At 67.2% G+C, this 16309-nt stretch carries 13 protein-coding genes; 7 read left to right on the top strand and 6 right to left on the bottom strand.

What is annotated here, in order from left to right:
* Nucleotides 1–134 precede the first annotated feature (134 nt).
* The 3 genes from ACIA75_RS04700 to ACIA75_RS04690 are packed head-to-tail and all read left to right on the top strand — an operon-like array spanning nt 135 to nt 2731.
* Nucleotides 135–1373, top strand: a complete 1239-nt coding sequence (locus tag ACIA75_RS04700) for a MurT ligase domain-containing protein (protein WP_397099899.1) — start codon at nt 135–137, stop codon at nt 1371–1373.
* Entirely contained in the window at nt 1370–2080 is a 711-nt protein-coding gene (locus tag ACIA75_RS04695) for a type 1 glutamine amidotransferase (RefSeq protein ID WP_397099897.1), read from the top strand. Before ACIA75_RS04700 ends, ACIA75_RS04695 begins: the two co-directional genes overlap by 4 nt.
* Before the next feature lie 9 nt (nt 2081–2089).
* The gene (locus ACIA75_RS04690) at nt 2090–2731 is read left to right on the top strand and encodes a hypothetical protein (protein WP_397099895.1); all 642 of its coding nucleotides are present in this window, start codon (nt 2090–2092) and stop codon (nt 2729–2731) included.
* Nucleotides 2732–2752: 21 nt separating this feature from the next.
* Here ACIA75_RS04690 and recR read toward each other — a convergent pair whose 3' ends face one another.
* Both recR and ACIA75_RS04680 read right to left on the bottom strand, forming a co-directional pair.
* On the bottom strand, nt 2753–3361 hold the full coding sequence (recR, locus tag ACIA75_RS04685) for a recombination mediator RecR (RefSeq protein WP_280438247.1): 609 nt from the start codon (nt 3359–3361) through the stop codon (nt 2753–2755).
* Nucleotides 3362–3380: 19 nt separating this feature from the next.
* Complete coding sequence (locus ACIA75_RS04680) at nt 3381–3713, bottom strand: YbaB/EbfC family nucleoid-associated protein (protein WP_397099892.1); 333 nt, start codon at nt 3711–3713, stop codon at nt 3381–3383.
* 136 nt (nt 3714–3849) lie between these two features.
* On the opposite strand from ACIA75_RS04680, the gene ACIA75_RS04675 reads away from it, so the two are divergent.
* Both ACIA75_RS04675 and ACIA75_RS04670 read left to right on the top strand, forming a co-directional pair.
* The gene (locus tag ACIA75_RS04675) at nt 3850–4392 is read left to right on the top strand and encodes a hypothetical protein (RefSeq protein ID WP_397099890.1); all 543 of its coding nucleotides are present in this window, start codon (nt 3850–3852) and stop codon (nt 4390–4392) included.
* A gap of 68 nt (nt 4393–4460) precedes the next feature.
* A complete protein-coding gene (locus ACIA75_RS04670) occupies nt 4461–4814 on the top strand; it encodes a VOC family protein (protein WP_397099888.1) in 354 nt (117 codons plus the stop codon).
* A gap of 146 nt (nt 4815–4960) precedes the next feature.
* On the opposite strand, the gene ACIA75_RS04665 is transcribed toward ACIA75_RS04670, so the two are convergent.
* The gene (locus ACIA75_RS04665; protein WP_397099886.1) at nt 4961–5395 is read right to left on the bottom strand and encodes an SRPBCC family protein; all 435 of its coding nucleotides are present in this window, start codon (nt 5393–5395) and stop codon (nt 4961–4963) included.
* Nucleotides 5396–5720: 325 nt separating this feature from the next.
* Between ACIA75_RS04665 and ACIA75_RS04660 the strand changes: the two genes are divergently transcribed.
* Both ACIA75_RS04660 and ACIA75_RS04655 read left to right on the top strand, forming a co-directional pair.
* Complete coding sequence (locus ACIA75_RS04660) at nt 5721–7157, top strand: FAD-binding oxidoreductase (protein WP_397100926.1); 1437 nt, start codon at nt 5721–5723, stop codon at nt 7155–7157.
* Nucleotides 7154–8470, top strand: a complete 1317-nt coding sequence (locus tag ACIA75_RS04655) for a class I SAM-dependent methyltransferase (protein WP_397099884.1) — start codon at nt 7154–7156, stop codon at nt 8468–8470. The genes ACIA75_RS04660 and ACIA75_RS04655 overlap by 4 nt, the downstream gene beginning before the upstream one ends.
* A gap of 12 nt (nt 8471–8482) precedes the next feature.
* On the opposite strand, the gene ACIA75_RS04650 is transcribed toward ACIA75_RS04655, so the two are convergent.
* From ACIA75_RS04650 to ACIA75_RS04640, 3 genes are all read right to left on the bottom strand, one after another.
* On the bottom strand, nt 8483–12205 hold the full coding sequence (locus ACIA75_RS04650; protein ID WP_397099882.1) for a protein kinase: 3723 nt from the start codon (nt 12203–12205) through the stop codon (nt 8483–8485).
* A 410-nt stretch (nt 12206–12615) separates the two neighbouring features.
* Nucleotides 12616–14766: a 3-hydroxyacyl-CoA dehydrogenase NAD-binding domain-containing protein gene (locus ACIA75_RS04645; RefSeq protein WP_397099880.1), complete on the bottom strand. Its 2151-nt coding sequence runs from the start codon at nt 14764–14766 to the stop codon at nt 12616–12618.
* A gap of 109 nt (nt 14767–14875) precedes the next feature.
* A complete protein-coding gene (locus tag ACIA75_RS04640) occupies nt 14876–16087 on the bottom strand; it encodes an acetyl-CoA C-acetyltransferase (protein WP_357241206.1) in 1212 nt (403 codons plus the stop codon).
* Nucleotides 16088–16309: the final 222 nt, after the last annotated feature.

Raw genomic sequence — 16309 nt, 5'->3', positions numbered from 1 at the left:
GGCGGTTCTGCCCCCGGACCCTGGGACCCCAGGATCCGGCTCGGCCGGATTCCGCCGACCGGCAGATTGTCACCGGGGAGTGAACTCGTACGCGCCGCGCGAGGCGGAGAGTCGCGGGTCATTAGACTGCCCGCGTGGCAGATATCTCGCTTCGGGGGCGTACCGCCCTCCGGGTGGCCGACGCGGCGGCGTGGGCGTCCCGCAAGGCAGGCCGTGGCAACGGCTCGATGATCGGCGGCCTGCTCGCCCTGCGCATCGACCCCAAGATCATGAAACAGCTCGGCCGCGGGCGGCGCAGTGTGCTGATCACCGGGACCAACGGTAAATCCACCACCACCCGCATGACCACCGCCGCACTGAGCACCCTCGGCGAGGTCGCCACCCAGGCCGACGGCGCGAATATGGACGCCGGGATCGTCTCGGCGCTCAATGTGCACCGCACCGCACCGCTGGCCGCCATCGAGGTGGACGAACTGCACCTACCGCACGTCACCGATGCCCTGCGGCCCGAAGCGGTGGTGCTGCTGAACCTGAGCCGCGACCAGCTGGACCGGGTCGGCGAGATCAATATGATCGAACGCCGGCTGCGCTCGGGCCTGGCCCGGCATCCGGATACCGTCGTCATCGCCAACTGCGACGATGTGCTGATCACCTCGATCGCCTACGACCATCCCAATGTCGTCTGGGTCGCCGCGGGCGGTGGCTGGGCGATGGACGCCACCAGCTGCCCGCGCAGCGGCGAACCGATCCTCTGGGAGGGCGCGCACTGGCACAGCACCGGTACCGATTTCGCCCGCCCGCAACCGGATTGGTGGCTGGACGGGGACAAACTCTGCGGTCCCGACGGACTCCGGCTCCCGCTCCGGCTGGCCCTGCCCGGCCGGGCCAACCGCGGTAACGCCGCGCAGGCCGTGGCCGCCGCGGTGGCCCTGGGCGCCGACGTGGAACAGGCCTGTGCGGCCACCGGCACGGTGCAGGAGATCGCGGGCCGGTACCGGACCGTACAGGTCGGCGAGCATGCCGCCCGGCTGCTGCTCGCCAAGAATCCGGCGGGCTGGCAGGAGGCGCTGTCGATGATCGACCACAGCGCGGCCGGCCTGGTGATCGCGGTGAACGGCCAGGTGCCCGACGGCGAGGACCTGTCCTGGCTGTGGGATGTGCGATTCGAGCATTTCGAGGATGTCCAGGTGGTCGCCGCCGGGGAGCGGGCCACCGACCTGGCCGTGCGGCTGACCTATGCCGGTGTCGCGCACACCACGGTGCCGGATCCGGTCCGCGCGATCGCGTCCTGCCCGGCGGGACAGGTCGAGGTACTGGCCAACTACACGGCGTTCCGCGATCTGAACCGTGACCTCCGGGAGCGCACACAATGAGTGAATCGACCGTCCGGATCGGGCTGGTGCTGCCCGATGTGATGGGCACCTACGGTGACGGCGGCAACGCGCTGGTGCTGCGGCAGCGGCTGCGGCTGCGCGATATCGACGCCGAGATCGTGGAGATCACCCTCCCCGACCCCGTACCGGACTCACTGGACATCTACACGCTCGGCGGCGCCGAGGATTCGGCCCAGCGCCTGGCCACCCGCCACCTGCAGCGCTATCCGGGCCTGCAGAACGCCGCCGGACGTGGCGCGCCGGTCCTGGCGATCTGCGCGGCGATCCAGGTCCTGGGCCGGTGGTACGAGACCTCCAGCGGCGAACGCGTGGACGGTGTCGGGCTGCTCGACGCCACCACCTCCCCGCAGCCCAGCCGCGCGATCGGTGAGGTGACCACGACCCCGCAACTGCCCGGACTGTCCGCCCCGCTCACCGGTTTCGAGAACCACCGCGGCGGCACCACCCTGGGCCCCGACGCCACCGGCCTGGCCCGGGTGACCCGGGGCGTCGGCAACGGTGTCGGCGACGGGCTGGAAGGCGTCGTCCAGGGCTCGGTCCTGGGCACCTACATGCACGGTCCCGCCCTGGCCCGCAACCCCGAACTCGCCGACTACCTCCTGTGCCGTGCCCTGGGCCGGGACTCACTCCCGCCCTTGGACCTCCCCGAGGTGGACCGACTCCGCCGCGAACGCCTACGGGCCTAGGATCTCGGCGTGAGCTACGACCATATGCTGCTGCCGTCCGGTGTCGCTGCCACTCCTGCCGAGGCCGACGCCTATTTTGCGACGCAGGAAGGGCAGGACGAGGCGACCGGGGTCGCGGCGATGGCGGCCGAGCTGAACGATCGCAATGCCGAGCTACCGGAGTCGGACAGTTTTCTGAGCGCTCCGGTCGGCGGCGTGCCCTACGGGACGGCGCTGCACATCGCCAGCCCGTACGACGCCATCGGTTTCGTCCGGAATCTGGTATTCGAGCTGGCCACACCCCGCGGCTACGCGGTGTACGACCCCCAGCTCACCTGGTTGATCGACCCGGCCGGGCATATCCCGGTCACCGTCACCCACGGCGGGGCGGGGGAATTTCCCTATCTCACCGAAACGCTGGCCGGGTTCTGGGTGCGCGAGCTGGCCGAGCCCAACCCGTATCTGATCGTGGAGCGGGAGGCGGAGGTCTATATCCAGACCTACCGGAGCTCGGCAGAGAACTTCACTCTCGAATATCGCGACGGCGGACCCGACCGGCATTTCACCGCCGAGGTGACCGGCGCGGCGACCGTCGCGGAGCTGATCTGGGACTGGACCCGCCGCGACGGCACCCGGCTGGACCGGGTGCCGTGGAAACAGCTGGAGTGGTGAGCACGGCCGGGCCGCGGGCGATCACAGGGCCCGGCGCCCGGAGAATGCCCGGCCCAGAGTCAGCTCGTCGGCGAATTCCAGGTCTCCGCCCATAGGCAGCCCGGAGGCGAGCCTGGTCACCGTCAGTCCAGGAAAATCACGCAGCATCCGCACCAGATAGGTCGCGGTCGCCTCACCCTCGGTGTTCGGATCGGTGGCGATGATCACCTCGGTGACGTCCACCCCGTCGTCCTGATTACCGATCCGGGTCAGCAGCTCCCGGATCCGCAACTGCTCGGGCCCGACCCCGCTCAACGGGTCCAGCGCCCCGCCCAGCACGTGGTACCGGCCCCGGAACTCGCGGGTACGTTCGATTGCCGGCACATCCTTGGGCTCCTCGACCACGCAGATCATGCTGCGATCCCGGCGCGGATCCGCGCAGATCCGGCACAGCTCACCGTCGGCGACGGTGCCGCACTGCGCGCAGAAACGAACCCCGTCGCGGATTTTCTGCAGCACCGCCTGCAACCGGTCGATTTCCGGCGGTTCCACCTGCAGCAGGTGGAAGGCGATCCGCTGGGCGCTCTTGGGCCCGACTCCGGGAAGTTTGCCCAGTTCGTCGATGAGATCCTGAACCGGACCTTCGTACACCGCGATACCCCGGAACGGCTCAGAAGCCGGGCAGGCCCGGCGCGCCACCGCCGCCGGCCAGCGGACCCAGCCGCTCGGCGGCCAGCTTCTGGGCATTCCCCATCGCCTGGTTGATCGCCCCGATCACCAGATCCTGCAGAGTTTCGACATCTTCCGGGTCCACGGCCTGGGGGTCGATGGCCAGCGACACGATCTCGCCGGTGGCCTTGATCGTCACCTTGACCAGGCCGTTGCCCGCCTGCCCTTCCACTTCGGCAGCGGCGATTTCGGCCTGCGCCGCCATCATCTGCTCCTGCATCTGCTGGGCCTGCTGGAGCAACTGCTGCATATCGAACTGACCATCGGGCTGCACGGCATTCCTCTCTACGGACGAGTCACAATTCAGCCTAGTCCGCCGCGCCTCCGGATCCCGCCCGCACCTGCCGCTTACGTTCGGTGTCGCCGACGTCCTCGAGCTCACCGCGGAACCGAACCTCCCGGAGACGACAATGTCCAAGGCTCTGATAGCGGGTGCGATGATTCTGGCGTTCGGTGTGTCGCCGGTTGCGGCCGGCCACGCCGCGCCCGGCCCGGCCGTCGATTACGGGAACGGTTGTGTCATCGATCCGGGAAACGCACAGGTCACCGTGAATTCATTACGGTGGCGGTGTGCCGCACAGAGCATGGAGATCTACACCGCCGCCCAGGCCGGCGCGGTGCCGGCGGGTGTGAAGAACGGGTGGGTCACCGCATCGTCGGCCGTCGAGCCGGTAGCCACGGCGCTCTGGATCGGCAAGACCTTCTACACCGGCCCGGACGGTGGCCGGCTGATGAACCGGGTGACCGGGGCCGGAATCGAGGCCTGGCCGGCCGATATCGCGCGCGGCCGCTCCCGGATCGACGGCGAGACCACCTGGGCCCTGGACTACGCGCCGTCGCCGACACCGCAGGTCTACGACGAGATCCGCGAGGTCGTCCCCGGGGTCTGGCTGGGTTACTCGTGGTGGCCCGGTGGCGGGCAGGCTCCGATGCTGTCCTTCGTCCTCGCCTGACGCCGACTTGTCGGTGGGGCAGCGGAAGATGCGGGAATCCCATTCGTTCGAGGACAGGAACACCCACCATGGCACCGACCATCGCCTGTACCACCTTCGACTGCACGGACGCCGCGGCACTGGCGGGCTTCTACGCGCAGCTACTGGACCACCCGGTGGACGCGGACGCCAGCGAGTTCTTCGCCACCGTAGGCCGCGGTTCCGGGATGACCCCGCCGCTGATGTTCCTGAAGGTGCCCGAGCGGACGCCCGGCAAGAACTCGGTCCACCTGGACATGATGGCGACCGATCTATCGGCCGAGGTCGAACGGGCCGTAGCTCTGGGCGCGAAACATATCGGGGATTTCGACGAGTACGGATTGCAGTGGGCGACGCTGGCCGACCCGGAAGGCAACCTCTTCGATATCGCTACCCACAACTGACGCGGGGATACGGGATCCGCTGCCGGCACCGGGAGGTGCCGGGGCGGGGATCCGTGCGGCCGGGCAGGCTGAGCTGCCCGGCCGGGTTCGGCGAGGGTACGACTATCTCCGTGACAGCGGCCCGGTTCGGTCCGCGCGCCGCGGATTCAGGCGAGTTCGCCCTTCAGGTTGGCCAGTACCTCGGCCTGGATCTTGCGCAGGCCGAGCGGAGCGAAGATGCCCTCGAAGATGCCCGAGATCCCGCCGGCGCCCTGCCAGGTGGTCTCCAGCGTCACCGTCGAACCGGTACCGGACGGAGTGACGGTCCAGGTGTTGACCAGCGTGGAGTTGGCGTCCTTCTCGGTGATCACGGTGCCGGCGACCGATACCGTGGCCCGGATATTGCGCACGCGTTTCTCGGTGGCCTGCAGCGTCCACTCGGCCACCGTGCCGTCGCCCTGACCACCCTCCACCACCTTGTAGTCGCGGTAGTGCGCGGAGAGAATCTTGGGCCGCACCTCCGTATAGTCGGCGACCGCCGCCAGTGTGCGCTGCGGATCTGCGGAAACCTCGATCGAACTGCCGGCCTTGACCTGTCCCACGGCTTGACTCCTTAACTTTTTGCGCCGCCTGCGGCGTCGCGGGTTTCGGCCCCCCTCTGTCCATGCTGTCAGCTCTCGGGACTCGCCGCTGCGCCGCATGCGCTTCGCGGGGCGACAGCACGACCGGGCCCCGAACCACCGGAAACCGGCTCCACCACATGTACAGAAATGGGTGGAGGCGCACGCCGGCGAAATGCCGACATTACGGGCAAATACGGTGAACGTATTGTCGAACGTGGTGCAACAGATATGTGACATTTCGTTACTGATGGTCCCCCCGCGCTGGCCGACCGAGACCATGTAGGACTAGCGTCTAGACGTGGCAATGAGTCTGTTGGGGAAGGCCGGCCACGGTCCGGCCGCAAATGAATCCGGTTTCGCCGCATATCGGACAGGCGTCGATCGCCTGCTCGCGAGCTACCGCGCCATCCCGGCGGACGCCGATGTCCGATTGGCGAAAAAAACCTCGAATCTGTTTCGCGCCCGGGCGAAGAACACCGCTCCCGGCTTGGACGTATCCGGGCTGAATCGGGTGATCGAGGTCGATCCGGAGGCGAAGACCGCCGAGGTCGCCGGGATGACCACCTATGAAGACCTGGTGGCCGCGACCCTCCCCTACGGGCTGGCGCCGCTGGTCGTACCGCAGCTCAAGACCATCACCCTGGGTGGTGCGGTGACCGGGCTCGGGATCGAATCGACCTCCTTCCGCAACGGGCTTCCGCACGAATCGGTGCTGGAGATGGAAGTGCTCACCGGTGCGGGGGAAATCGTCACCATCACCCCGGACGGTCCGGATGCCGACCTTTTCCGCGGATTCCCGAACTCCTACGGCACACTGGGCTACACCACCCGGCTGAAGATCGAACTGGAAACCGTGCAGCCCTATGTGGCGCTGCGGCACTTGCGGTTCCACGACCTGCGTGAACTCGAAGCCACGCTGGACCGGATCGTGGTGGAACGCAGTCACGACGGGGAAACGGTGGACTACCTCGACGGTGTCGTGTTCAGCGCCGGGGAGAGCTACCTCACGCTGGGGCGGCAAACCGGCGAACCCGGTCCGGTGAGCGATTACACCGGAATGGATATCTACTACCGGTCCATCCAGCACGACGGAGCCGAACCCAAACGGGACCGGCTCACCATCCACGACTATCTGTGGCGCTGGGATACCGACTGGTTCTGGTGCTCACGCGCCTTCGGTACCCAGAATCCGAAAATCCGCCGGTTCTGGCCGAAGCGCTACCGCCGCAGCAGTTTCTACTGGAAATTGATCGCCCTCGACCACCGCTACAATATCGGCGACAAACTGCAGGCCCGTAAAGGTGATCCGCCGCAGGAGCGCGTGGTGCAGGATATCGAGGTGCCGGTGGAACGCACCGCCGACTTCGTCGAGTGGTTCCTGCGCGAAATTCCCATCGAACCCCTCTGGCTGTGCCCGCTGCGACTGCGCGATACCGGCGCCGCGCCCGGCACCCAGGCGTGGCCGCTGTACCCGCTGCGGACCGGTCACACGTACGTGAACATAGGCTTCTGGTCGGCGGTGCCGAAATCGCCCGGCCAGATAGACGGCGCGGCAAATCGTGCCATCGAGAAAACCGTCACAGAATTCGACGGACACAAATCCCTGTACTCGGATTCCTTCTACGGACCCGAGGAATTCAACGCCCTTTACGGCGGTGAAAGTTACAAAAAATTGAAAGAACGCTACGATCCCGGCCAGCGCCTGCTGGATCTGTATTCGAAGGCGGTGCAACGCAAATGACGACATTCAAGGACAGATCCGATGCTTTCGCGGACCTGGGCACCCGGCTCAGCATCGCCGAAGTGGTGGAAACCTTGGTCGACGGCGATGTTCCCATCAAGCTGACCGCCTACGACGGCAGCACCACCGGCCCGGTGGATTCCGAATTCGCACTCGAGATCCGCACCCCACGCGGAATCAACTATCTCGCCAACGCGCCGGGCGATCTCGGCCTGGCCCGTGCCTACATCTCCGGGGATATGGATGCCGCCGGCGTGCATCCCGGTGACCCCTACGAGATTCTCGCGGCGATGACGGACCTGAAGTTCAAACGTCCGTCGGCCCTTTCGCTGGTGGCCATCGCCCGGTCGCTCGGCTGGGAACGGCTGCGCCCCGTGCCGCCACCGCCGCAGGAAACCCTGCCGCGCTGGCGACGGATCGCCCTGGAGGGCCTGCGGCACTCCAAGACCCGCGATGCCGAGGCCATCCACCACCATTACGACGTCTCGAACACCTTCTACGAGTATGTGCTGGGTCCGTCGATGACCTACACCTGCGCGTGTTACGGCGAGCGGGACTGGACACTGGAACAGGCACAGGAGAACAAGTACCGGCTGATCTTCGAGAAGCTGCGGTTGAAGGAAGGTGACCGGCTGCTCGATATCGGCTGCGGCTGGGGCGGGATGGTCCGGTATGCCGCTCAGCGCGGCGTCAAGGTTATCGGCGCCACCCTGTCGGCCGAACAGGCCGCATGGGCGCAGAAGAAAATCGCGGAGGACGGGCTGGGCGATCTCGCCGAAGTGCGGCATTCGGATTACCGGGATGTCACCGAAGGCGAATTCGATGCCGTTTCCTCGATCGGATTGACCGAACATATCGGGGTCCACAACTACCCCTCCTATTTCCGGTTCATCCAGAGCAAGCTGCGCGACGGCGGGTTGTTCCTCAACCACTGCATCACCCGGCACGACAACACCCGCACCACCAAGGCCGGCGATTTCATCGACCGCTACGTCTTCCCGGACGGTGAACTCATCGGCTCGGGCCGCATCATCAGCGATATCCAGAACGTCGGGCTCGAGGTGCTGCACGAGGAGAATCTGCGCGAACACTATGCGCTGACGCTCGCCGAATGGTGCAAGAACCTGGTGGCCAACTGGGATGCGTGTGTGGCCGAGGCGGGCGAGGGCACCGCGAAAGTGTGGGGCCTGTACATGGCGGGTAGCCGGTTGGGCTTCGAACGCAATGTGGTGCAGCTGCATCAGGTGCTCGGCGTGAAACTGGGCAGCTCCGGACTCCCCGAAACACCGCTGCGGCCCTGGTGGCAGCCGTAACCGGACTGCCGATCAGCTCAGCAGTTCATCCAGGAAACGGATCGGGACGCGGTTCTCACCCAAGGTGCGAACCGCGTCCGTTCCGTCCGGGGCGGTCACCGGCAGATCGTCGCGCAGTACCCGCATGATCTCGAGGACCGCCGGGCCCGCATCGAGCAGCGGCCGGGTCCAGCCGATATCGGCGCAGGTGGAGACGACCGGCGCCAGCAGCGCGGCCGATTCGCCGACCCAGCCCGCGGCGGCCAGGCATTCGGCGAGCAGCAGCGCCAGATCCAGTTCGGCGCGGGGCCGCCCCTGGTCCCGGGTGCGACTGTGCAATGCTCGGGCATGGCGGGCCGCGCGTTCGTGTTCGTGCCGGACCCCGCCGGCCAGCAGCGCCCGGATGGTGGCGATTTCGCCGGCTTCCGCGTCCAGGGCGGTCGGCGTCCGATCCGCCTCGGGTGGGTGGCGGGTATCGATGGCGTTCCCGGCACCGCCGGCGGTGCTTTCCGGGCCACGGTCGGGCGCCACGATGCCCAGCCGGTACTGCTCGGCCCGGATCTGCGCGGCCAGCCGGGTCAGTTGGTGGTCGGCGGCGATCCGCGCGCCCTCGGCGAGCCGCACCGCGGCCGCCGGCAGGTCACCGCGCAACGCCTTCACCCGGGCACCGGTCACGATGGTCGCGATCAGTGATTCGATCGGGCCGACCCGGGCCACCAGCTGGTAGCTCTCGTCGAACAATTCCTCGGCGGCGGCCAGATCACCGCGCCGGTATTCGAGTTCGCCCATCAGCCCGGCCGCGGCCCGGACCCCGTGCGATCGCGGGCCGGCCCGCAGCTGAGCCGATTTGTACGCCTGTTTATACGAACTCAACGCGACCGGGATATCGAGTCGCTCGTAGGCGATGAGGCCCCGGCCGCACCAGGCGAAGATCTCACCGAGCGGCTCCCGGGACCGCTCTTGATAAGGCCGCGCCCACTCCAGCTTTTCGCTCGCCGCTCGATAATCGAATTCGCAAATTTTGACGTAGGCATGGATATTGGCCGCCGTCGCGACCGTCCAGGCGGGGAGCTCGTCCGCATGATCCAGCGATTCGGCCACCTGATCGAGCACACCCGCCGAGCGGTCGTGTGAGATCTCGTCGGCCGCGGCGAGCACAGCGGCCTGGCAGCGCTGCTTGCGCACCTCGCCATCGCCCTCCGGACTCCGCGCCAGTACGTTCGACAACCGGTTCAACGCGGAGCGCGCCGCCGTGGACTGCTGCAAATTGACATTCGCCCGCGCGACCGCCATCAGTAGTTTCGACCGCGAAGCCACCTGCTGGACGGGAAGTTTGGATACCGACCCGAGCAGTGTCGCGACCCGCGAACCGTCGATCAGGTCCATCCCACCGTTCTCCAGCAGGTCCAGCGCGGTCTTGAAGTCCGTCCCGGCCAGCGAATGATCGACCGCCCGGCGCAGCAGCTGGTGTTCGGCGTACCAGCGCGCGGCCCGCCGGTGCAGGGTCTTCACCCGGCCGGGATCGGTCCGGTCCAGGCGCGCCCGCAGATACTCGGCGAACAGCGGCTGCATCCGGAACCATTCGGGCTCGTCATCGGTGCGCCGCAGGAACAGCTCGCGCCGCTCCGCCTGTTCCAGCAGGCGCGGCGCCTCGGAGTTGCCGGTGAGCGCGATGGCCAGCGACCCGTTCACCAGCTCGGCCACCGCGATCACCGACAGGAAATCCAGCATTGTCGGCTCGAGGGTGTCCAAGACGTTCTCGGCCAGATACTCGCGGATACCGTGCCCGCCCTCGGACAGGCGTTCCAGCAGACGCGCGGGGTCGGGATCGTCGCGCAGCGCGAGGCTGATCAACTGGATCGCGGCGGGCCAGCCGTCGGTGGCCGAGTACAGGCGGTCCACTTGCTCGTCGTCGAGCTCGAAACCGTTGCGGCGGACCAGGATCTCGCCGGTCTCGGCCCGTGTCAGGCACAGCTGCTCGGAATCGACCTGGACCAGCTCGTCGTTCATCCGCATCCGCCCGATCGGCAGCTCAGAGGGGTCGCGGCTGGTCACGACGAAACGAAGGTGATGACAGCCGCTGTCCAGCAGGCTGGACAGCATCCGCTGCGCACCCGGGTCGGTGAGCCGATGCCAATCGTCGATGATCACCACCACGGGTTCCCCGCTGGTGTGCAGTTCGTCGATCAGACTGGACACCGCGAAACAGACCGTATCCGCGGGGCGCTCCTCGAGCATCTGTCCCAGCCCGGCACCGATATCGGGTCGTACTCGATGGATCGCCTCGATCAGATGCGCCAGGAACCACACTTCGTGGTCGTCACGGCTGTCGACCCCGATCCAGGCAACCGGCAGCCCCAGCACTTCCAGTTCGTCACGCCACTGCGCGGCCAGCACACTTTTGCCGAAACCGGCGGGGGCGTGGATCACCGTGAGCCGGCGGTCCATACCCGTGTGCAGGATGTCCAGCAGCCGTGGCCGGCGCACCGGCTCACGCGGCGAACTCGGCGGACGGAACTTCGTGGCCGGACTGGGCGGCAAGGTGGCCGGGGACCGCGGGCGCCCACCGGTCACCCGCTCCCGCCGGCCCGAGCTGCCGGCCTGCGATCCGGTTCCGCCGGAAAGCGCCGTAGCCCCGGTACCGGTCCCGATCTTCCAGCGGGATGCCGTCGGGGGCAGCAGCGGCCAGCTGCGCCGCGCGGTACCCGCGGCCGCGGTTCCGTCCTGTACCGGCGGACCCGCCTCCACCGCGGTGGCCTCGGGGTCCAGCAGCGCCATCTCATCCGGAACCTGACCGTGTGCGGCCTGCACCGCCCGCAGCATCTCACCGAACTCGTATGCGGAGACCGGCCGGTCCGCCGGATCCTGCGCCATGGCCTGTTCGATCACGTCCGCGACATCGGCGGGAATTTCCTGTTCGCGAAGATCGGGAACGGGCTGGGTGGTGATCCGCAGGAACTGCGCCACCACCCGCTCCCCCGCCTGCCGCTCGAAGGCCGCATGGCCGGTGAGCAGTGCGAACAGGGTCGCACCCAACCCGTACACATCGGAACGCACGGTGGGTTCGTCGCCCTTCAGCACCTCGGGGGCGGTGAAGGCGGGCGAACCGGTGATCTGACTGTCCGAGGTCCGGAAACCGCCCGGCATCCGGGCGATCCCGAAATCGGTGAGCTGCGGTTCGCCGTACGAACTGAGCAGTACATTGGCCGGTTTCACATCGCGGTGCAGAATCCGGGTGCGATGCGCGCTCTCGATGGCGCCGGCCAGTTTCACTCCGGCACGGAGGGTATCCGCCCAGCTCAGCGGACCGAGATCGTGGACGAGACGTTCCAGCGAACCATGGGTCGCGAACGGCATCACAATGAACGGCAGCCCGCCCGCGGTCACGTCCACCTGCAGAATATCGACGATATTGGGGTGCCCGGACAGGCGACCCATGGCGTGCTCCTCGCGCAGGAACCGTTCCCGGCTCTCCGAGTCCAGATCCGACGAGAGCACCTTCACCGCGACCACCCGGTCCAGCGCCCGCTGCACACAGCGGTACACCACACCGAAGCCACCGCGCCCGATCTCCTGCGCCTCGGTGAGCCCCATGGTGGCCAGATCTTCGACGATGCGCTCCAGCTCACCGCCGACAGACTCCGGGCCGGGCCCCGGCACAGCCATAGTGGGTTCCGGGCCGGTCCCGGGCGACTCGTCGGCGTAGGAGTCTTCCGATTCGCGGCCCGCCGGGCCCGAACGCGTTCGTGGATTCATCTCACCACCTCGCACTCGTAACGAATCGGCTGCGGTGGAGTCGCCGCCGCGGCGCCGTTCCGGTCTCCACTTCCAACGTAGCGCGGTGTATCCCACTATGGGCGCGATTAACCTCCCCTCGCGTGTCTGTGCTTTTGGCGCGCGGGCGCGCGCGGGGTTTTGGCCCCCTTGGGCCATGCCGTCAGCCCTCGAGACTCGCGGCTTCGCCGCATGCGCTTCGAGGACTGACGGCATGGCCGGGCCAAAACCTTCAAGGGCCTCGTAAGACTCGGCACCGCCGCTGGGCGCGTTCGGGACGGAGGTAGGCCCCAAAAACACGGAGGTAGGCCCCAAAAAACACAGCCCGCCCCACGCGACGGTGGGGCGGGCTGTATCGGTTATCGGCCGGACTGTGGTGTCCGGGACGGAACCTACTTGCGCAGCGAGGCCGGGACCTCGAAGCGCTTGCCGTACTTCTCGGCCAGTTCGTCGGCCCGGGCCACGAAGCCGGCGGTGCCGCCGGGGTAGCCGACGATGAACTGGTGCACACCACCGGTCCAGGCCGGGAATCCGATACCGAAGATCGAGCCGATATTGGCGTCCGCGGTGGACTCGAGCACGCCCTCGTCGAAACACTTCTGGGTTTCGATGGCCTCGGCGAACAGCATGCGGTCGATCAGGTCCTGCAGCGGCACGTTGAACCCGTAGGTGGTCTTGAAGTGCTCGCGCAGCTGCGGCCAGATGTGGAGCCGCTTGCCGTTCTCGTCGTACTCGTAGAAGCCCGCCTTCTCCAGGCGGCCCGGACGACCCTGCTCGACCATGTAGTTCACCACGTCGATGGCCGGGTGCCGTTCGGTGCCCATGGCGGCATCGCCCGCCTTGAGCGCTTCTTCGGTTTCCTTGGCAATCTTCTGCATGAGCTTCATGTTGAGCTCATCGGTCAGCTGCAGCGGCGGGGCCGGGTAGCCCGCCTGCGAACCGGCCTGCTCGATGGTGGCGGGCTCGATGCCCTCACCCAGCATGGCGATCGCCTCGTTGACGAAGGTGCCGATCACGCGGGAGGTGAAGAAGCCGCGGCTGTCGTTGACGACGATCGGGGTCTTCTTGATCGCCAGGGTGTAGTCGAACACCCGGGCCAGGGCCTCGTCGGAGGTCCGCTCCCCCTTGATGATCTCCACCAGCGGCATCTTGTCGACGGGCGAGAAGAAGTGGATGCCGATGAAGTCTTCCTGGCGCTTCACACCTTCGGCCAGCCCGGTGATCGGCAGGGTCGAGGTGTTGGAGCCGAGCAGCGCGTCGGGGGTGACGATGTCCTCGATCTCCTGGAACACCTTGTGCTTGAGCTCGGTGCTCTCGAAGACCGCTTCGATCACGAAGTCGACGCCGGCGAAATCGGCCACATCGGCGGACGGCTTGATCCGGTCGAGCAGCGCCTTGGACTTCTCCTCGGTGGTCTTACCGCGGGAGAGCGCCTTGGCCTCGATCTTCTCCGAGTAGTTCTTACCCCGCTCGGCCGCCTCGATGGTGACGTCCTTGAGCACGACCTCGTAGCCGGCCTTGGCGGAGACGTAGGCGATACCGGCGCCCATCATGCCCGCGCCGAGCACGCCGACCTTCTTGATCTCCTTCTTGGGCACATCCTTCGGGCGCGAACCACCGTTGTTGATGGTCTGCAGGTCGAAGAAGAACGCCTGGATCATGTTCTTCGCGACCGGCCCGGTGAGCAGGTGCACGAAGTAACGGGACTCGATCAGCGACGCATCGTCGATACCGACCTGCGAGCCCTCGACCGCCGCGGCCATGATGGCCCGCGGTGCGGGCATATTGGCGCCCTTGATCTGCTTGCGCAGGTTCGCCGGGAACGCGGGCAGGTTCGCCGCGAACGCCGGGCTGGCCGGAGTACCACCGGGGATCTTGAAGCCCTTCTTGTCCCACGGCTGCACGAAGGCTTCGGGGTTGGCCTTGATCCACGCCTTGGCGGCGGGCACCAGTTCCTCGACCGACCCGACCAGCTCGTCGACCAGGCCGATCTCCTTGGCCTTGGCCGGCTTGTTGCGCTGGCCCTGCAGCAGCACACCCATGAGGGCGGTCTGCAGGCCGAGCATGCGCACGGTGCGGATGATGCCGCCGCCGGCGGGCAGCAGGCCGAGGGTCGCCTCGGGCAGGCCGATCGCGGAGCCGGGGACGTCGGCCGCGATGCGGTGGTGGGTCGCCAGCGCGATCTCCAGGCCGCCGCCGAGCGCGGCGCCGTTGATGGCGGCCACAACGGGCTTGCCGAGGGTCTCCAACCGGCGCAGCGCCGACTTGATCTCGGTCAGTTCCTCCATCAGTTCCGGACCGTTGTCCGGCCCGACGTTCATCATGTTCTTAAGGTCGCCGCCGGCGAAGAAGGTCTTCTTCGCGGAGGTCAGCACGACGCCGGTGATGTCGTCCTTCTCGGCTTCGAGCCGGTCGACGGTCGCCTTCATCGACGTCTTGTAGAGCTCGTTCATCGTGTTGGCGCCCTGGTTCGGGTCGTCCATCGTCAGTACGACGATGCCGTCCGAATCCTTATCCCAACCGATCATGTTGGCTTCGCTCACGGTTTTACTGTCTCCTGAGTTGTTGGGCGATGTTCACGAGCCCTGCGTGGTTACGCAGGCTGCCTTCTCCGGGCCTGACGCGAACATCGCGATGTGAATCGGTTGGGAATCAGACGCGCTCGATGATGGTGGCCACACCCATACCGCCGCCGATGCACAGCGTGATCAGGGCGCGACGGGCGCCGCGGCGCTCCAGTTCGTCGACCATGGTGCCGGTGATCATGGCGCCGGTGGCGCCCAGCGGATGGCCCATGGCGATGGCGCCGCCGTTGACGTTCAGCTTCTCGTCCGGGATCTGCAGATCCTTCTGGAACTTCAGCACCACCGAGGCGAAGGCTTCGTTGATCTCGAACAGATCGATATCATCCATGGTCAGACCGGCCTTGGCCAGCACCTTCTTGGCCGCCGGGGTGGGCCCGGTGAGCATGATGGTGCTGTCGGCGCCGCTGGTGGCGGTCGCGACGACGCGGGCGCGCGGGGTCAGGCCCGAGGCCTTACCGGCTTCTTCACTGCCGATGAGCACCAGCGCGGCACCGTCGACGATGCCGGAGCTGTTACCGCCGTGGTGGACGTGGTTGATCTTCTCGACGAAGTGGTACTTCTGCAGCGCCACCGCGTCGAAGCCGCCCATTTCACCGACACCCGCGAAGGACGGGTTCAGCTTGGCGAGGTCTTCCAGGGTGGTGCCGGGGCGCATGTGCTCGTCACGATCGAGCACGGTCAGGCCGTTGATGTCCTTGACCGGGACGATGGACTTGGCGAAGTAGCCGCCGGTGGTCGCCTTGGCGGCCAGATCCTGCGAACGCACAGCGTAGGCGTCGACGTCTTCCCGGGAGAAGCCCTCGATGCTGGCGATCAGGTCGGCGCTCACACCCTGCGGTACGACGTAGGTGTCGTAGTTGGTGGCCGGGTCGAGCATCCAGGCGCCGCCGTCGGAGCCCATCGGCACGCGCGACATGGATTCGACGCCGCCGGCGATGACCAGGTCGTCGAAGCCGGAACGGACCTTCTGGGCACCCAGGTTCACGGCTTCCAGGCCGGAGGCGCAGAAGCGGTTGAGCTGGAAACCACCGACGGTTTCGGGCAGGCCGGCGGTGAGCACGGTGGTGCGGGCGATATCGGAGCCCTGGTCACCGACCGGGGAGACGACACCGAGGATGAGGTCCGAGATCCGGTCCTCGTCGAGGTTCGGGAAGCGGTTGCGCAGCTCCTGCACCAGGCCAGTGGTGAGATCGATCGGCTTGACCGAATGCAGCGACCCCTTCTTGTTGCGGCCGCGCGGGGTGCGGATGGCCTCGTAAATGTAGGCCTCTGTGGTCATATCGGAGTGTCCCTTCCTAGGAATACGCCCGCGCCGCACCGGGCGGAGCAGACGCGAGTTACCTCGCCGACCGGCCGTTCGACCGACCGTCCGTATTCAGTTGGCAGCGCTGACGGGCCGGAAAACCCGCGCGGGCATACGCTGTACAAACCACGGCACGAACCAGCGGACGGGTATCCGGCGGCCCCGCTCGTCACGGCCCACCATAGAACCTCGTCTCGC

Source organism: Nocardia sp. NPDC051750 (genome assembly GCF_044453135.1).
Taxonomy (GTDB): Bacteria; Actinomycetota; Actinomycetes; order Mycobacteriales; family Mycobacteriaceae; genus Nocardia.
This window is presented reverse-complemented; position numbering and strand designations above follow the sequence as displayed.